Source organism: Streptomyces bullii (assembly GCF_042657145.1).
Lineage (GTDB): Bacteria > Actinomycetota > Actinomycetes > Streptomycetales > Streptomycetaceae > Streptomyces > Streptomyces bullii.
Genome location: NZ_JBHSNY010000011.1, coordinates 36733 through 52772, shown reverse-complemented (window position 1 = coordinate 52772; position 16040 = coordinate 36733). Strand labels below are relative to the sequence as shown.

General features: G+C 70.2%; 11 protein-coding genes and 2 pseudogenes. 6 read left to right on the top strand and 7 right to left on the bottom strand.

Annotation, left to right across the window (positions count from 1 at the left end; all coding sequences use genetic code 11):
- Positions 1–19 precede the first annotated feature (19 nt).
- The 3 genes and pseudogenes from ACFPZJ_RS29445 to ACFPZJ_RS29435 form a co-directional block, all read right to left on the bottom strand.
- Positions 20–130: pseudogene (locus tag ACFPZJ_RS29445) on the bottom strand (RNA polymerase subunit sigma-24); the annotation flags it as partial.
- A gap of 255 nt (positions 131–385) precedes the next feature.
- Positions 386–1342, bottom strand: coding sequence for a sigma-70 family RNA polymerase sigma factor (locus ACFPZJ_RS29440; RefSeq protein ID WP_381027799.1), 957 nt, complete (start codon positions 1340–1342; stop codon positions 386–388).
- A 10-nt stretch (positions 1343–1352) separates the two neighbouring features.
- Positions 1353–2561 (bottom strand): NAD(P)/FAD-dependent oxidoreductase, encoded by a 1209-nt coding sequence (locus ACFPZJ_RS29435; RefSeq protein ID WP_381027797.1) that lies wholly within the window; start codon positions 2559–2561, stop codon positions 1353–1355.
- A gap of 605 nt (positions 2562–3166) precedes the next feature.
- On the opposite strand from ACFPZJ_RS29435, the gene ACFPZJ_RS29430 reads away from it, so the two are divergent.
- The gene (locus ACFPZJ_RS29430; RefSeq protein ID WP_381027795.1) at positions 3167–4843 is read left to right on the top strand and encodes a multicopper oxidase family protein; all 1677 of its coding nucleotides are present in this window, start codon (positions 3167–3169) and stop codon (positions 4841–4843) included.
- Between the two features lie 224 nt (positions 4844–5067).
- Positions 5068–5715 carry a class I SAM-dependent methyltransferase gene (locus ACFPZJ_RS29425; protein ID WP_381027794.1) on the top strand — a complete coding sequence of 216 codons (648 nt, stop codon included), beginning with the start codon at positions 5068–5070 and terminating at the stop codon, positions 5713–5715.
- An 89-nt stretch (positions 5716–5804) separates the two neighbouring features.
- Here the strand turns inward: ACFPZJ_RS29425 and ACFPZJ_RS29420 are convergent, their stop codons facing one another.
- Together ACFPZJ_RS29420 and ACFPZJ_RS29415 are read right to left on the bottom strand one after the other, a co-directional pair.
- A complete protein-coding gene (locus tag ACFPZJ_RS29420; protein WP_381027791.1) occupies positions 5805–7517 on the bottom strand; it encodes an FAD-dependent monooxygenase in 1713 nt (570 codons plus the stop codon).
- Positions 7518–8106: 589 nt separating this feature from the next.
- On the bottom strand, positions 8107–10164 hold the full coding sequence (locus ACFPZJ_RS29415; RefSeq protein ID WP_381027789.1) for a S8 family serine peptidase: 2058 nt from the start codon (positions 10162–10164) through the stop codon (positions 8107–8109).
- 388 nt (positions 10165–10552) lie between these two features.
- Here ACFPZJ_RS29415 and ACFPZJ_RS29410 point away from each other — a divergent pair, with 388 nt between their 5' ends.
- From ACFPZJ_RS29410 to ACFPZJ_RS29395, 4 genes and pseudogenes are all read left to right on the top strand, one after another.
- Entirely contained in the window at positions 10553–10846 is a 294-nt protein-coding gene (locus ACFPZJ_RS29410; protein ID WP_381027786.1) for a hypothetical protein, read from the top strand.
- 38 nt (positions 10847–10884) lie between these two features.
- A complete protein-coding gene (locus ACFPZJ_RS29405; protein WP_381027784.1) occupies positions 10885–11427 on the top strand; it encodes a hypothetical protein in 543 nt (180 codons plus the stop codon).
- Between the two features lie 55 nt (positions 11428–11482).
- On the top strand, positions 11483–12400 hold the full coding sequence (locus ACFPZJ_RS29400) for a peptidase (protein WP_381027782.1): 918 nt from the start codon (positions 11483–11485) through the stop codon (positions 12398–12400).
- A 407-nt stretch (positions 12401–12807) separates the two neighbouring features.
- Positions 12808–13203, top strand: a pseudogene (locus ACFPZJ_RS29395) (hypothetical protein); the annotation flags it as partial.
- 51 nt (positions 13204–13254) lie between these two features.
- Here ACFPZJ_RS29395 and ACFPZJ_RS29390 read toward each other — a convergent pair.
- Together ACFPZJ_RS29390 and ACFPZJ_RS29385 are read right to left on the bottom strand one after the other, a co-directional pair.
- Positions 13255–14238, bottom strand: a complete 984-nt coding sequence (locus tag ACFPZJ_RS29390) for a TIGR04222 domain-containing membrane protein (RefSeq protein WP_381027777.1) — start codon at positions 14236–14238, stop codon at positions 13255–13257.
- Between the two features lie 188 nt (positions 14239–14426).
- Complete coding sequence (locus tag ACFPZJ_RS29385) at positions 14427–15812, bottom strand: M6 family metalloprotease domain-containing protein (RefSeq protein ID WP_381027775.1); 1386 nt, start codon at positions 15810–15812, stop codon at positions 14427–14429.
- Positions 15813–16040 lie beyond the last annotated feature (228 nt).

Genomic DNA, 16040 nt, shown 5'->3' with positions numbered 1-16040 from the left:
ATGGAGCGTGTTTCACCTGGACGTCCTGGGCGTCGGCCAGTGATGCGAGCATGTCCTGGGCGACGGTGAACAGCGGGTCGCGGTGGGCGAGGAACGTCTCGGTCGTCGGGGCGGTGGCGCGGTCGGTCATCTCTCCGCACTCTCCCTTGCACGGTCGGGGGTCAGGCTGATCGGTCCAGGTCCAGGGTCGGCCTCCAAGCACCGCTTCCCCGGCAGCTGTGACAGCGCGTCAGCCAACTCATCCCCTCGACGGCGATCGGCAAGGATCTCAGCGGGTGACGGCAGCGAGCCGCTGCACGTTGTCCGTATGCGGCTGGTGGCGCCCGAAGCCCGGCAGCGGTTGATCGCGGCGCGGGTGCTGCGCCTGGACCCGGTCGGCGTCGGGTCACCACTGGGGGATGAGCGGTGTGTCCGGCTCGTGCTGCCTCCAGGCTTCGGTGAGGCGGGCGAGGCGGGCGGGGGCGGCGATGCCGCGCACGGTTGCGATCTTGCCGTTGGTGATGTCGAAGGTCACGGCGCCGACGACCTGGTCGCCGAGCACGACGAGGACGGCAGGGGTGCCGTTGACGAGCGCGTAGTGGACGGCGGGCGTCCCGCCGATGAATCGCCGTTTCGCCGGGGTGGGTTTGAAGCCGGCCCGTGCGACGGCGGCGATGCGCTGCGGAGTGTCGTACTGCAGCAGCGTCTCGGTCAGGCCGGCGCCGTCGGAGATCGCGGTCGCGTCGTCGGTGAGCAGCGCCACCAGCCGTTCGGTGCGGCCCGAGGTGGCGGCGGCGAGGAATTCCTCGACGATTCCGCGGGCGGATGCGGGGTCGACCGCGCCGCCGCCGTGGCGGCGCGCGGCGGTGATGCGGCGCCGGGCCCGGTGGAGGTGCTGCTGGCTTGCGGACTCGGTGATGTCGAGGATCTCGGCGATCTCGGCGTGACTGTAGGAGAACGCTTCGCGCAGGACGTAGACGGCCCGCTCGACGGCTGACAGGCGCTCCAGGAGAGTCAGCACGGCCAGGGAGACCGATTCGCGCTGCTCGAAAGTATCGGCCGGGCCCAGCATCGGGTCGCCGTCCAGCAGCGGTTCGGGCAGCCAGGCGCCGACGGTGCGTTCGCGGCGGGCGTGTGCCGAGCGGAGCCGATCGAGGCACAGGTTGGTGACGACCTTGGTCAGCCATGCTTCCGGCACCTTGATCCGCTGCCGGTCGGCGGCCTGCCACTGCAAGAACGCGTCCTGCACCGCGTCTTCGGCGTCGGCGGCGGAGCCCAGCAGGCGGTACGCCAGCGAGGCCAGCCGGTTCCGGCTGGCCTCGAACCGACTGGTGTCGAAGCTGTCGGTGGCGGTGCTGTCCATACGGACCACCCTAGGCAGCCAGGCGGCTGCGCGACCGCCTTGCAGCGGACGCGTCCGGCGCGGCGACCAGGCGGCGCTTGCGCTTGGGCAGGCCGAAGGTCGGGTGCGAGATGCCCCACAGCGCGGTCCTGAGGATGCCCGCCTTGATCCGCGCGGCTTTCGGGCCGCCCACGTACTTCGGCTTGGCCCGCGCTTCGTCGTCGACCATCTGCAGGATCCCGTCCCGCCGCCCGAGGCTGATGTGGTTGCCCACGTACGCCAGCTTGGTGTGGGGGATCTTGCGGCCGGTCAGACGTCCCACGATCGCGGCCGTGGCCTGCATTCCGGTGTAGCCGGCCGAAGCGCAGGACATCGGCAGCGGCCAGCCGTTGTCGCCGACGGCGTAGGCGCTGTCGCCGGCGGCGTAGACGTTCGGGTGCGAGACCGACCGCATGGTGCGGTCGACCACGATCCGACCGTCCTCGGTGACCTCCAGCCCGCCGGCGGCGGCGATGGGGCCCGCCTCGAACCCGGCCGTCCACACGGTGGCGTCGGACGCCAGGGCCGTGCCGTCGGCGCACAGCACCCGCGTCGCTTCGACGACTTCGACGCTGGTGTGTTCCAGGACGGTGATGCGCAACCGGTCGCAGGCCTGGCGCAGGTGGCTGCGGGCTCCGGCGGAGAGCCGGGCGCCCAGCGCGCCGCGGGCGACCAGCGTCACCGACAGGCCGGGCCGGGATTCGGCGATCTCGGTGGCGGTCTCGATACCGGTCAGCCCGTCGCCGACGACCAGCACACTCCCGCCTTCCCCTCGCCTGCCCAGGCTGGCCAGGCGCTCGCGCAGGCGCAGCGCCGAGGGTCGGCCGGTGACGTCGAAGGCGTGCTCGGCAACGCCGGGGACGCCGCGGTCGGCGACGTGGCTGCCGAGCGCGTAGAGAAGCGTGTCGTAGCCGAGCTCGCCGTCGCCGTCGGCCACGGCGACGAGCTGGCGCTCGGGGTCGACGGCGGTGACACGGGCCAGCCGCAGCCGTACCCCCGTGCCGGCGAAGACGTCGGCGAGCTTCCGAGCCCCGATCTCCTGGCCGGCCGCCACCTGGTGCAGCCGCAGCCGCTCGACGAAGTCCGGCTCAGCGTTGACCACGGTGATCTCGGTGTCCGCCGGGGACAGTCGGCGAGCCAGATTCCCGGCCACGTAGGCCCCGGCATAGCCGGCGCCCAGGACGACGATGCGGTGCTTCATATGCTGCTCCTGTCGGTTGACTTGCTCCCCGTGGGTTGAGCGGAACGGCGCCCCGATTGCTGACAGGAACTGCATGTGACATGAGTCACAGCGAGGCGTGGCACTTCGAGGCCGGCGATACGAGTCCTTCTTCGGGTGCGTGTACATGTGCGCGACCGAGTTCGCGCCGGGCGTCTTACGCCGTTCGTACTGCCGCCGTGGGATGCGAGTGAAGGCCGGGTGGTGTGGACGGCCGCCAGGCCGAAAGGCCGGGGCGTAGCGGAACCGGAGTCCGGCCGGGTCTCGGTGAGCGGCCCGCTCCGGGGGAGGGGCAGCCGCTCGGTTGCTGTCAGACCGTTACCGGGGTTCGGTTCGCCGTGCGGTTTCAGACACGGTGGGTCCGGACGCAGCGGAGGGCTGCGAGGGCGACGGTGGCTGCGATGGCCTCCGGGGCCTGCTGTCGTGGGTGGGCGTATCGCACCACGCCATGCCATCCCACCCCGCGCCCGGCGCGGGAGCCACCTGGAACCACCCTCCTGAGTGACACTTCTCGGCCCGTGCGTGAATCGCGAGACGCGCCGCCGTAGTTCTCATGAATATGGCCATATGACATGTCTTATTTAGGCATGCACACACATACGCGACGCACCGTACTCGGTGCCTCCCTCGTGGCCGTCGGCTCCGGAGCGCTGGCCTCCTGCTCCGGTGCCGGCTCGCATTCCGGCGGCGACCTCCACTCGGTGGCCCGTTCGCGTTCCGGGACCGGCGCATCCACGGCGCCCGGTTCGGGCTCCGGGGCCGGGCCCCACTCGGTGGACGGGGGCGGCGGCCACCGCGGCGGCGGCTTCGTGCCCAGAGGGCCCGTGGGGTACGTGAACCCGTCGGATCCCGAGGTCGTCGCCGCCGAGAAGGCACGCGGGGACGGGCCCCTTCGGGCGTTCACGTTGATCGCCACTGAGGCGTCGCTCGATCTGGGCGGGCGGACCGTCAGGTCCTGGGCGTACGGGGACACGCTGCCAGGCAAGGAGGTGCGGGTCACGGCGGGAGACGTGCTCGGGCTCAGGCTCGTCAACCACCTGCCCGAGGCGACGACGCTGCACTCGCACGGCATCCGGCTGCGCTGCGACATGGACGGCGTGCCGGGACTGACCCAGTACTCCATCAGGCCCGGAGCGGACTTCACCTACCGCTTCGCGGTGTCCCACCCGGGCACGTACTGGCTTCACTCACACTCGGGGATGCAGCTCGACCGGGGGCTGTACGCTCCGCTGATCGTCGAGGACCCCAAGGAACCGCTGTCCTACGACAAGGAGTGGGTCGTCGTCCTGGACGACTGGGTGGACGGCGTGGAGGGCTCCACCCCGGACGGCGTACTCGCACAGTTGTGCAATGGCAAGGTCGTGCCGATGGACATGGGGGAGGGCCCAGGGCACACGCACTCGTCGGGCAGCAAGAGACCTGCCGGCCCCTCCCGCGTCCTCCATGGCTCTCACAGCCGCATGCTGCGCAGTGAGGGCGGGCATGTCGACTATCCGTACTACCTGGTCAACGGGCGAACGGCGCAGGCTCCCACCGTGTTCCGGGCCCGGCCCGGGGACCGGATCCGGTTGCGGATCATCAACGCCGGCGGTGACACCGCCTTCCGCGTGGCCCTGGGCGGCCACCCGATGACGGTGACGCACACGGACGGATACCCGGTCCAGCACACCAAGACGGACGCGCTGATCCTGGGCATGGCCGAGCGCTACGACGTCTTGGTCACCGCCAAGAGCGGGGTGTTCCCGCTGGTCGCCCTCGCCGAGGGCAAGAAGGGCAGGGCGCTGGCGCTCCTGCGTACCGGTGGCGGAAGCCCGCCCGGGCCCTCCGTGCATCCGGAGGAGCTCGACGGCCGGATCGTGCCGGCGAGACGGCTCGTGCCGGACGACTCCGTGGCCTTGTGCGACCGCGCCCCGGACCGCGAGCTGCGCCTCAAGCTCCACGGCGACATGCGGAACTTCAACTGGAGCTTCGACCGCCGCCCTTACTCCGTCGAACAACGCCACTCGATCCGGGAGGGGGAACGCGTCCGTCTGACCCTCATCAACGCCACCGACATGTGGCACCCCGTGCACCTGCACGGCCACACCTTCGCCCTCACCGGCATCGACGCGGTCGGAGCCCGGAAGGACACCGCGCTGGTCCTGCCGCACCGCAAACTCGTCATCGACTTCAACGCCGACAACCCGGGATTGTGGATGCTCCACTGCCACAACCAGTACCACTCCGAGGCCGGCATGATGACCAACCTCGGCTACCGGAAATGACGCAGGGCCTCGCGAAGGGGTGCGGGCGTGAATCGTTCGACGGAGGCCGAAGTCCTCGGCCGTCACCCGGCTGATTCCGGCGTGCCAATTACTGGAAAGCGGCTGACAAGGGGGAGCTGGAGCCCGCTTGGTGCCCCCGCCGCCGCTGCCCAGGGCGGAAGCAAGGGAGGGGCGGTACCGGGCCGGAGAACAGCCGCGAACGGCACGGGTGTTAGCGTTCTCCCGTGCTGGCACACCAGGACGAGACCAGGGCGGCCTACGACGGGGTCGTCGAGCTGTATGCGTCGATGTTCGCCAATCGGATGGAGACGCAGCCGTTCGCGCGGAACATGATCGGCACCTTCGCCGAGCTGGTGCGTGGGACGGGGAACCCGCGGGCAGCCGACGTCGGGTGCGGACCCGGACATCTGACGGCCATGCTGCACGACCTGGGGCTGGACGCCTTCGGGATCGACCTCTCCCCAGCCATGGTCGACCACGCCCGGCGGGCCCATCCCACGCTGCGGTTCAACGAGGCACGCATGGAGGCCCTGCCGATCGAGGACGGCGCGCTCGGCGGAGTGCTGGCCCACTACTCGATGATTCACACCCCACCCGGTGAACTGCCCGCGCTGCTCGCCGAACAGGCCCGGGTCCTGGCACCAGGGGGCCTGCTCCTGGCCTCGTTCTTCGCGACCGACGAACCGGAGCCGGTCCGCTTCGACCACAAGGTGACCCCCGCCTACAGCTGGCCGGTGGACCGGTTCGCCGAGTTGCTGGCCGGGGCGGGGCTCGTCCCGTTCGCCCGGCTGATCCACGACCCGGCCTCCGAGCGGGGCTTCCTCGACGCCCACTTGCTGGCCCGTCTCCGCCAGGCCGTTCCTGATAATTGATTTGGAGGCGGAATCGGCCTGGTTGCGGGGGCTCCATTCGCCACAGGGGGTGTGTGCCGGCGTTCGTGGGTCACGTGCTCAGGTATGCCTCACCGGAGTGTTCGCGCCGACGCGGACAGAGCCGCGAGGTAGTCGGAAAGGGCCGCCGCGGTACCGCTGAGGGGAAAGCGGGCGCTGAGGTGTCCGTCCGGGCGGATGACGAAGCCGGTCGGGCCGTCGGGGCGGTAGAGCCGGGAGAACTCCCCGGCGGCATCCCGGTACCCGGGGATGGCCAGCGTGTCGGTGGCGGTCGGTGCGGCTTCGCGGGCGAGGACGGCGATGGTCTGCAGGCCGGTGCCGGGGGGCGGGCGGTGGTGGGCGCCCAGGCTGCTGCCGGCCATCAGCGGTGCCCCTGCGGCCCCGCTCGCATCGGCGGCCTCGGCCAGGTCGGCAGCGTCGGCCGCGTACAGGAGCACGACGTGCCCCGTGCGGCCGCGCAGGATGTCGAGCAATCGCAACGGGTAGGCGGCCACGGGCCCGGTCAGCCCGGCGCAGTCCGGGGCCCGGTCACCGGGCTGAGGAGCGTCGGGCGGCCCGTGAGGGCTGCCGGCGAGCGGTCCGCCCCGGTAGCCGACGAGCAACTGGGCCTCACGGAGCATCACGGTCTGCGGGTCGTCGGGGTCGGCCTCGATGCCGTGCCTGGCGTGCCTGACGGTCCGGCCGACGACCTCCTCGCCGATCGGGCGGCGCTCGGCGTCATAGCTGGCGAGCAGGGTGGGCCCTGCCTCTCCCTGGACGACGAGGGCCAGCTTCCACGCCAGGTTGCAGGCGTCCTGGATGCCGGTGTTCATGCCCTGGGCACCGGTGGGCGGGTGGATATGGGCGGCGTCGCCCGCAACGAAGACGCGTCCGTCGGCGTAGCGGTCGACGATGCGGTGGCTGATGCGGAAGACGGAGGACCAGCGCATTCGGGAGAGGGTGGTCGCCCTGGGGGCAAGACGGTCGACGACGGCCTGGATGTGGGACAGCTCCGGGACACGGTCGCCGTCAAGGCCGTGCGCCACACGGACGCCCTGGGCAGACCCCCGGGCGGTTGCCTGCTTGGAGAGCTCGGGTGGGACCAACATCGTCATGCGGTAGCGCCCGGTACCGGGCAGCGGGATGCAGACCAGCACATCGTCGGTGGACCCGTCCTCGGCGCGATGGCTGGACCGTACGGCGTATCCCTGCGGCAGATCCCAGTCGGCCTCGACGTCGCCCAGCATGTACTCCTCGGGGAAGGCCGCGCCCTTGTAGCTGATGCCCAGCCCTTTGCGGACGATGCTGTGCGCTCCGTCGCAGCCGACCAGATAGCGGGCACGCAGCTCCTCGTCGACGCCGGAGGCAGTGCGCAGCCGGGCAGTGACCCCGTCCTGGTCCTGGGTGAACGACAGCAGTTCGGTGCCGCGTTCGACGACGGTACCCAGGTCAGCGACGTACTCCTCGAGGAGGCGCTCGGTCTCGTACTGCGGCAGCGCGGCGAATCCGTAAGGCACCTCGGGCGGCAGCTTCAGGTCGATCCGCGCCTGTTCCCGGCCGTTGACGTAGAGCAGCTGACCGCGCAGCGGAGTGGCGGCCTCCAGGACGGTGCGGGCCAGGCCCATCCGGTCCCAGATCTCCAGCGTCCGCGGCTGGATGCCGACCGCTTTCGCGTACGGAAGGCGGGCCGGCAGCCGGTCGACGAGACGGCACCTCACTCCGTGCCGACGGAGGTCGGCGGCCGCACTCAGTCCGACCGGGCCGGCGCCCACGACCAGTACGTCGGTTGCTCGGGTGTACGCCACAGGTGCCTCCCAGTGCCTGGGCTCAGCCCCATCCCCGTCCATCGTCACCCAGCGGTGCGCGGGGGGCGAGCCGGGCACGGGCCCGCGATCCCGCCCCCGGGCCGGCCCCAGCGTGAGCACGTAGCCGCGTACCTCACTGCGTGCATTCCGAAGGGCCCCGACAGCGCGGCCTCGCACCACTTCGGGGCGCCTGTCGAACGGCTGCGCTGACGAGGAATGCGCAGGGTAGAACCGGAGAGGGGGCCAGTGGGCGGTACGGGAGGCCGTCTGGGACCGCAGTAGCGACCGGCTGCCAGGCGTTGTCCGTTGCCACGCCCAGACCGAGCTCCGCATGGACCCGGCGGGAGCCGTAGGTGCCGCGGGAGGCGGTATGGACACCCACGGTGGCCTCGGTCACCCAGGCGTGACCGACCAGGCGGTTCGACGACGGTCGGTCCCGCCGGGCGTGGTGCCCGTCGGGACCGGTGCTTACCGCTCGATTCCCTGAGAGGATCGAGTCGTGAGCTCGGCCTGAAGGGCGCCCGACACGGCATACCGGAAGCTCTCACCCGAGATGCCCAGCACGTGATCTTGAAGTGTCGGACCGGCGTCAGCCGGTGACCTTGCCGGTGGTGATCAGGGCGAAGTCGGCGTCGGTCGCGGGTGTCTCCACATGTCCGTCCGCGTTGACCTCGCTGGCGATGACCTGGATCGTCCAGGTGCCGGTAGCCGGGGTTTCGATGAACACGTTCTCGACGGTGTCGACGGTGTTCGCCGAGCCACCCGGCGCTGACCAGTTGCTTGCGGCGAGTCCGTTGTTCCCCCAGTACACGGTGCCGTCCGGGGCGGTGACCTTCAGGGTCAGGTCGTTCACTCGGGCTTGGGCCGCCGACGGCGAGCCCATCGGGTCGGTGTAGACCATCGTCGCCTTCAGGGGTCGGCTGCCGTCGGTGGTCAGTGTGTACGTCGCGCTCTGGCCCGCCGTGAGTACGTCCGTCTCGTTGACCAGGACGGGCAGCTGCCAGTTGTTGCCCTGTGCCTGCTGGTACAGGTTGCCGACGCTGGCCGTACCCCAGCCCTGCTTCATTCGGGACAGGTCCTGGGACGGGCTCGTGAAGGCGTACTGGTCGGCGGAGTTGATCAGCAGCGCCTTTGCGGTCGCGGCGTGTGGCCGGGACGCGAAGACGTCGCGGTCCAGGCCTGGGCCGCCGTCGAAGACCCCGTCGGCCCACATCTGGTAGATGAGGCCCGCGTAGCCGCAGGTGATCGGGGCGGAGGCGCTCGTGCCGTTGAACGTGCCGGTGTACGCGGTGTCGCTGCCGCTGGCGGTGGTGTAGACCGCGTCGTAGTAGTTCGTCAGGTCGGGCTTGATCCGCCCGTCAGCGGCGGGACCGATGCCCGCGCCGCCGTTCCACGCGTCATCGGTGCGGGAGAGGGTGTCGTAGTGGTAGGCGCCACCGACGGACACCACGTTCTTCGCCCATGCCTGTGGCCGGCCCCAGCGGTTACCCGTGTTGCCCTGGGACTGACAGATCAAGATGTCGTGGTCGAAGACGATGTCGTCCATCGCCGCCGACGTCGAGTTGTAGCCGAGCGTCAGCGCGCTGCCCCAGCTGTTGGACTGGAACACCGCTCGGTACGGTCCCGCCGGATCGACGAGCTGCGCGGTGTGCGCCCAGCGGTCGGACACCAGGCTGTTGGCGGCGAAGATGGGCTGCGCTTGGGGGAGCAGACCACGGGCGTCGGCGTTGACGCCCGATGCGAAGATCTGCCCGTACGTCGACGTGCCGTGGCTCGTGCTGCTGGTGTTGCCGGTATGCATGATCGGCGGGGTTGCCGCGAACTCCTGGTGGGTGGTGCGCAGTCCGGCGTCCATGACCTCACCGCGCACACCCTGGCCGGTGTAGCCCCGTGCGGTCTCCAGCGCGTTTGCGCCGCCCGAGATGCGGGCGTTGTCCATGTCCTCTTCGGGCGGCGTCCAGACGTCGAGCGCCAGGACCGCGTCCAGGTGCGCGGCGGCAAGCGTCTGTTCCGGGGTCAGGGTCGCCTCGATCAGTTGCCGGCCCGCCGATGCGACGTGCACGTTTCCACCAAGAGTCCTGATCTGCTGGACCACCGCTCGTTGGTCGGCAGCGTCCTGCTCCACGAGCGTGATCACGTATCGGCGGGAACCCGACGGCACGGTCCCGCCTTCGAGCTTGTCTCCGGCGTCGTACCGGCCGACCCATCGCACGAAGGGCAGCGCGCCGACCCGCTCGCGGGTGGCGGCATCCATGCGCACCACGTACGTCGCGTCGGGGATGTAGGCACCGATCCGCGCACCGAGGGCCACCAGCTCGGCGCGCTGGCTGTCGAGCGGTGTGGTCGCGAACTGGACCAGGTATGCGCGGCCTTCCTGCGTCCGTAGGGGCCCCCGTGGCCGGGTGCGTTCCCCCTCCGGTGTAGTCGGATCGAAGGTGCGGGTGCGCAGCCGGATCAGCGTGGGTTCCGGCTGTGTGGGGCCCCACCTCTGCCGGTCGTTGCGATGGGAGTGGTCGTGGCCGGCGTCGGCGAGCCGGGGAGCTTCCGTGCGGCCGTGGGGCGTCGGCATGGACAGGGCAGGGCTGGCGGATGCGGCGAGAACCAGGGCGAGGACGGTGTACGTCGCTGCGCGTGTGGCGTTACGCATAGGGGCTCCTGGGCGAAGATCCACCGAGGGTGAGGACGGGTGAAACCGGTCGAGGAACGCTAACCAGCCCCAGTCGGATAGAAACCATCCAAAGGGTGATGGCGGATCAAAACGCACCCGGAGTGGTATCTATAGTCGCGGCGTGCGAATCCTTGGGATGCTTATGGGCGTCGGATCGGTGGTCATGGTGACAGCGCTGCCCGGCGTGGCGCCGGCGGAGAGCCGTGTCGCGGGACGCAACGCGCAACCGCCGGGCACACTGTCGATCACCGTGCCGGCCACGGCGAATCTCGGTGCGGCCTTCCCTGGTTCATCGGTCAGCCGGCAGATCGGTGAAGTCCGGGTATCGGATACACGGGGCAGGCAGAACGCGGTGTGGACCACGACGGTGGCGGCCACCGACTTGACCACGCCGGGCGGCGGCGCCGACCGGCAGATCTCCAGGAGCCAGCTCTCCTACTGGTCGGGTCCTGCCACCAGAACGAGCGGCCCCGGCACCCGCCTGCCGGGACAGCTCACGAGCGCGCAGGCGCAGAGCCTGAACGTCCCGCGCACGGCGTTCGCCAAGACCTCGGGCAGCGGGAACAACACCACCGCCTGGCGGCCCACGCTGATCATCGCGATCCCGGCGACCGCCGTGGGCGGCACCTACACCGGAACGGTCACCCACTCAGTTGCATGAATCGCGCCACCAGGCACATGGAGACTTACGGTGATCGAGTGCGCAGAAGATCACTGATTTCGTGTTTTGTCATCGCCATGGTCGGCGCGACATCGCCACCTGCCGTCGCCCAGCCGTCCGGGGACACGACCGTGACCTTCACCGTGGCAACGTCGAACCTCACGATCGAGGTGCCCGCCTCGCGCAACCTGGGGTCCGGTGCCCCAGGGGCGACGATCGGCGGTCAGCTCGGCACTGTCACGGTGAACGACATGCGGGCCGCCGCGAACGCCACCTGGCGAGCGACGGTGGTCGCATCGCAGTTCGATACCGGAGGAGACCAGGAAACCGAGGTCATCCTGCCGAACCTGGTCAACTACTGGTCCGGGCCGGCGACCGCCACCACCGGCACCGGCACCTTCGTGCCCGGCCAACCCGCGCGGACCAACCGGGTCAGCCTGGAACAGCCGCGCACGGCGTTCTCCAAGACCACGGGCAGTGGGAACAACAGCGCGAGCTGGAACCCGACCCTGGAGATCACCATCCCGCCGGACGCCATCGGCGGGCTCTACAGCGGGACGGTGACCCATTCGGTGGCGTGAGCTTGTAGGGGGACTGATTCTTGCGGTGGCACTGCACGTCGGAGCAGTCGCGCCCGTGGCCGCAAAGGCGCCGCGGTGGACCTCCGGCGACGTCGGCATCGGTATCCGGCTCGTCGACGCGCCGGTCAGCCGCCGCGACGACGCCCGCGCCCACCGGTACATCATCGACCACGTGGGCCCGGACCAACAGATTCGCAGGCGGATCGCGGTCACCAACCTGTCGGACACGCAACACCGCGTACAGCTCTATCCGGCGGCCGCCGCAGTCGACGAGAACGGCTTCACCTTCGCCCCCGGCCGTAGCGGCAACGAGCTGACCCGCTGGGTGACGCTCGAGACCAGCGAACTCATCCTGGCACCCGACGAGACGGCGACGGTCTGGGCCGAGATCAACGTGGCGCACGATGCCACCCGCGGTGAGCACTACGGTGTCATCTGGGCGGAGATCAGTTCCGAGCAGGACCCCTCGAAGCAGGTACGTCAAGCAGCCCGCGCCGGAGTGCGCCTCTATCTGTCCGTCGGGCCCGACGGGGAACCGCCGTCGGACTTCCGCATCGAAGGTCTGACCGGCGCCCGCGCCAAGAACGGCGCACCGGTGGTCACGGCCCGCGTGAAGAACACCGGCGGGCGGGCCCTCGACCTCACGGGCGAGCTCACCCTGTCAAGCGGGCCAGGCGGGGTGTCCGCAGGCCCGTTCCACGTCAAGGCAGACACCGTCGGCCCGGGCCGCTCGACGCTGGCGAAGGCCACACTCGACCCGCGGCTGCCGGACGGTGCGTGGACCGCACGGCTGACCCTGGCCAGCGGGCTCGTCGAACGAGAGACGAGCGGCCGCATCACCATCAGCACGCGACAGCGGAACCCGCAACTCGCCGGAAAGACCCCGATGCTCACGGTCGGCAGCCTCGTTTCAGTTGCGGTGATAGTGCTGCTCGTCGGCTACGCGTACCACCGCCGCAGTCGGCGCCGCTGACCGGTCCTGGCCCGGGACGTGCCGAACCGGACCTCGCTGGACTCAGCGCGCTGGACCCACTTCAGCGGCAGCATCCAGTCGACCCCAGACCGTCGACGGACCGATGGATGCCGGGACTCGAGGCCCGACAGGCGGGGAAGTCGACGGGGCCGGTGACACCGCCCTCCAGGTCATGCCTTCGACAGGGGGCGCCAGCATCTGGGCCCCGGAGGCCATGGGGGTCATGCGGGGCGCTCCCGTCGTCCAACACTCCAGGGCCGGGGTCGAGCCGACGATCCATCATCATGTCGACGATGTGGATGGCGATTTCTACCCGGCACTGCAGCGGCATCGTCTGACGAACCGAAAGTTGCGGATGGCGGGCTGTCACACCTGTAGAGGTCCGCGCGATGGCGTGGCCGACAGCCCGGCTGACCGACGCGGAACTGGTCACCCGGGCCGTGGCGCAGGCGGTGCCGGCCTACCACTGCGAGGCCCGCTGGCTGCGCTTCGCCCACGCCTTCCTGCGCGGCCTGTTCCCCTACCTGCCTCAGCGCCCGGCCTGCAACAACCGACTGCGGGCCGCTCTGGGCCTGGTCGAACGGGCCACCCGATCGCTGGCCGCCGACACCGATCTGTCCGGTCCTCCGGCCCCGACGGGCGCGGCGCAGCCGCCTACCCGTCGGGTACGCACAGGAGGGCGGCCGGACCGTCGAAGGCGTCGGAGTCCGGGTGGCCCGGCGGATCCTGGCGAGGACCTGCGCGACCTGGCCAACCGCAGCATCGGCGCACCCATCAGGTCACTGACCGCCTACGACCACTGAGCCACATCGGAACTACTCGTCCAGTTGTCCACCGATGTCTGGTCCGACGGCTCACACGCCTGCGCTTCCGCATCCACCGGCTCCGCCTCCGTCGCCGCCTCCACCCAACGCGCCGGCATTTCCGGACGAGCCCCAATCCCCAGACATGCCGCCCCCGGTGGCAGCGCCGCCGTGGGCAGGGTCTCCAGCCCTCCAGGTCTCCGGGGCGACCAGCGTCCGCAGTTCTGGCTCCTGCGAGGCGGCCAGCCCGTCGAGGGCCACCGCGCCCACAGGGGTGACGGCGAGGGCGGTCAGGGCGCCCGCCGGACGCCAGGCGGCCGGACGCTCGCGTTCGGCGCGCAGGAAGTCGAGCCTCGACTGAACGCCGTACGGCACCCAGGCATGTGCCGGTTTGATGAGCGTGGCCATGGCGGTCGCGCTGGCGGACAGGGCCACACCGGCCCACCAGCGGTCAGCGGTACCGGCGGTGAGCTCGTACACAGTCAGCGCCAGCGGGAGGGCCGCCGACCACCACAGCAGGCGCCGCGCACGGTACTGCCGGCGCCGTAAGGAGGGAACGATCAGCAGGCCTTCCGCTTGCAGTTGGTCACCGATGGACCGCACCGCGCGGCTCGCGGCGGTGTGCGCGACCAATTTACCCACCCGCTCGCTACGGGAGACGCCCGCCGCCTCGATGAGCGCCTTCTCGACGCCGGCCGTCGCATCAGCCGCGTACACGTCGTCATGGAGGGTGACCGTGCCGTCTTCCGCCACGGACAGCCGGCCCTGCCCTGTCATCCGGAACAGCACCGTCGCCGCCACCCGGCGCGGCCCGCCCGCCAGGAAGGCCAGCTCCTCGGCGGACAGATCCCCGCGGACTGTCACCTTTGCCTTCAACGCCGCCGTGATCCTCAACGCGACGGCGAGCCGGTACCCGATCGCGCCGGACGTCAGGATCAGCGCCGCGAGATAGAGCCCTTCGGCAAGCATCGTCATCCCCCGTAGCCCCGTTTGCTCAAGGAGTTGTTTCCCACGGCGGCAGATCGACAAGCTCATCGGCAGGGGGTGCCCCGTGTCTAACTATTGGATTCCTCAAAGGGCGTAGTCGTGTCGGCGTCGTAGGACGCGGACCGCCCTCTGGACGATGACAGCGCCGAGGGTCGTGGGCACGCCGAGGGTTGTGGGCGGTTCCGGGTTCAGCTTCCGGACAGCGTGGCGATCACTGCCCCGAAGCCTCGCGGACGTCACTCCATCAGGACGTCGATCGCCATCCTCTCGTCGCCCGGACTCCCCTCGACCTCGATGGTGACCCCGGACCACCGTCCGTTCGGCAGGTTGAGCGGCGGATTCGTCGTCTTGCCGAGGGTCGCGTTGCCCAAGGACGGATACAGGTCGTTCGAGTCTCCCCGGTTGCCCCGGCCGAAGATCGCCCCGAGGTCCCGTTTGCCGTCGGCCTGCAGCAGCTCGATGGCGAGGGCGTCTTCCTCGCTGACGTCCCTGATGGCCTCGTCGACGACATAGACCGCGATGCCCGAGTCCGGAAGGAACGCGTCCTGCCCGCGGCGGCGCCGGTACTCCACGAGGATGTACTGCTTCTCCGCCATCGTGGCCGCGTTCTTGATGAACACGAGGTCGCCGCTTTCTGCGGAGGGCCGCAGCACCAGGTCCTTGGTGGTCCTCGTGACACGCTGCGGATCCGCCCAGCCGTGGAACATGCGCAGCATGCCGTTGGGGAACGTCGGCGTGAGCCCGCTGTTGCCCCAGGAGCCCGAGGCCATCAGGCAGTAGTTGCCGAGCCCGTTGGATGTGGTCGCCTCCAGTTGGCCGGTGTCGTAGTAATCCGCCCAACGTGCCGCGAGATGGCCCCACTCGTGGGCGCACACGCCCATCGCGCAGTCCTCGGGCACGGTGAGAAAGGTTTCCACGGTCAGCCCGGGCGCGACCTCGATTCCCTCGGGCACGCCCCACTTCAGGCTCCACAAGTCGCCCCGGTCGAGCGTCTCCTCGGCGCCCGGGCCCGCGTGCACGATGAACAGGGCGGTGACCGTATGCTCCCCAAGCGCGTCGAAGGGCGCGAAGTCGACACCCTCGTCCAAGGCGAGTCGTACCGCGTCGCGGGCCATTCCCTGCGCGTTGCGGGGGAAGCCGTCCTCGGTGAGGCCAGAGTTGCCGTCGGCGTAGAACGACAGCGGCTGGGGCATCCGCAACCAGCCATGAACCTCGCCCCGGACGTCGATGCCGGTGTCGCCGACCTGGTCGAAGCCGCTCACCGCGCGGTAATAGTCGCGCATGCTCCCGGTCGGGAGGGACGTTGTGCTGAAGAGCAGCTCCTGGAAGTGGCCGGGTCGACGGTTCGGGTCGTGCGGCCGGTCGGGGAAGTCGACCAGGAGTACGAGCGTTTGGATCGGGCCCCTCAGGCGCTTGCCGGGTCGGGTGATGAGCTGGCGGGCGGCCCTCGGGCCGGCGCGGACGGCGCCGTCGTCGAGTCCGATGCGCCTGGCGCCGCGTCGGGCGGAGCGCCAGGTGTAGTAGTAGTCCTCGAAGGTGGTGGTGCCCGGCAGCCGACCCGAATTCGTCAGATCCAGGTAGCGGGCATAGAGCTGGGCCAGGGCGTCAGGCGCCAGCGGCACCGGGCAGGGCCCCGCGCAGGCTGCGGCAGGGCTCTTCGGCAGAGTACGGGGATATCGCATCGCGACCACTCACAGGGACAGGCCGATCGCGGGAATTGCTGCAAGGCCTGCGAAAGTCAGTGATTCCTTGCACAGGGCGTATGCGCGCGCCCTCCAATCGTGCTGTACACATCCAGGCTCTCGCCGGGCCGAGACCTCGTCAACCGCAGGCGAATGGCATGGGCCGAC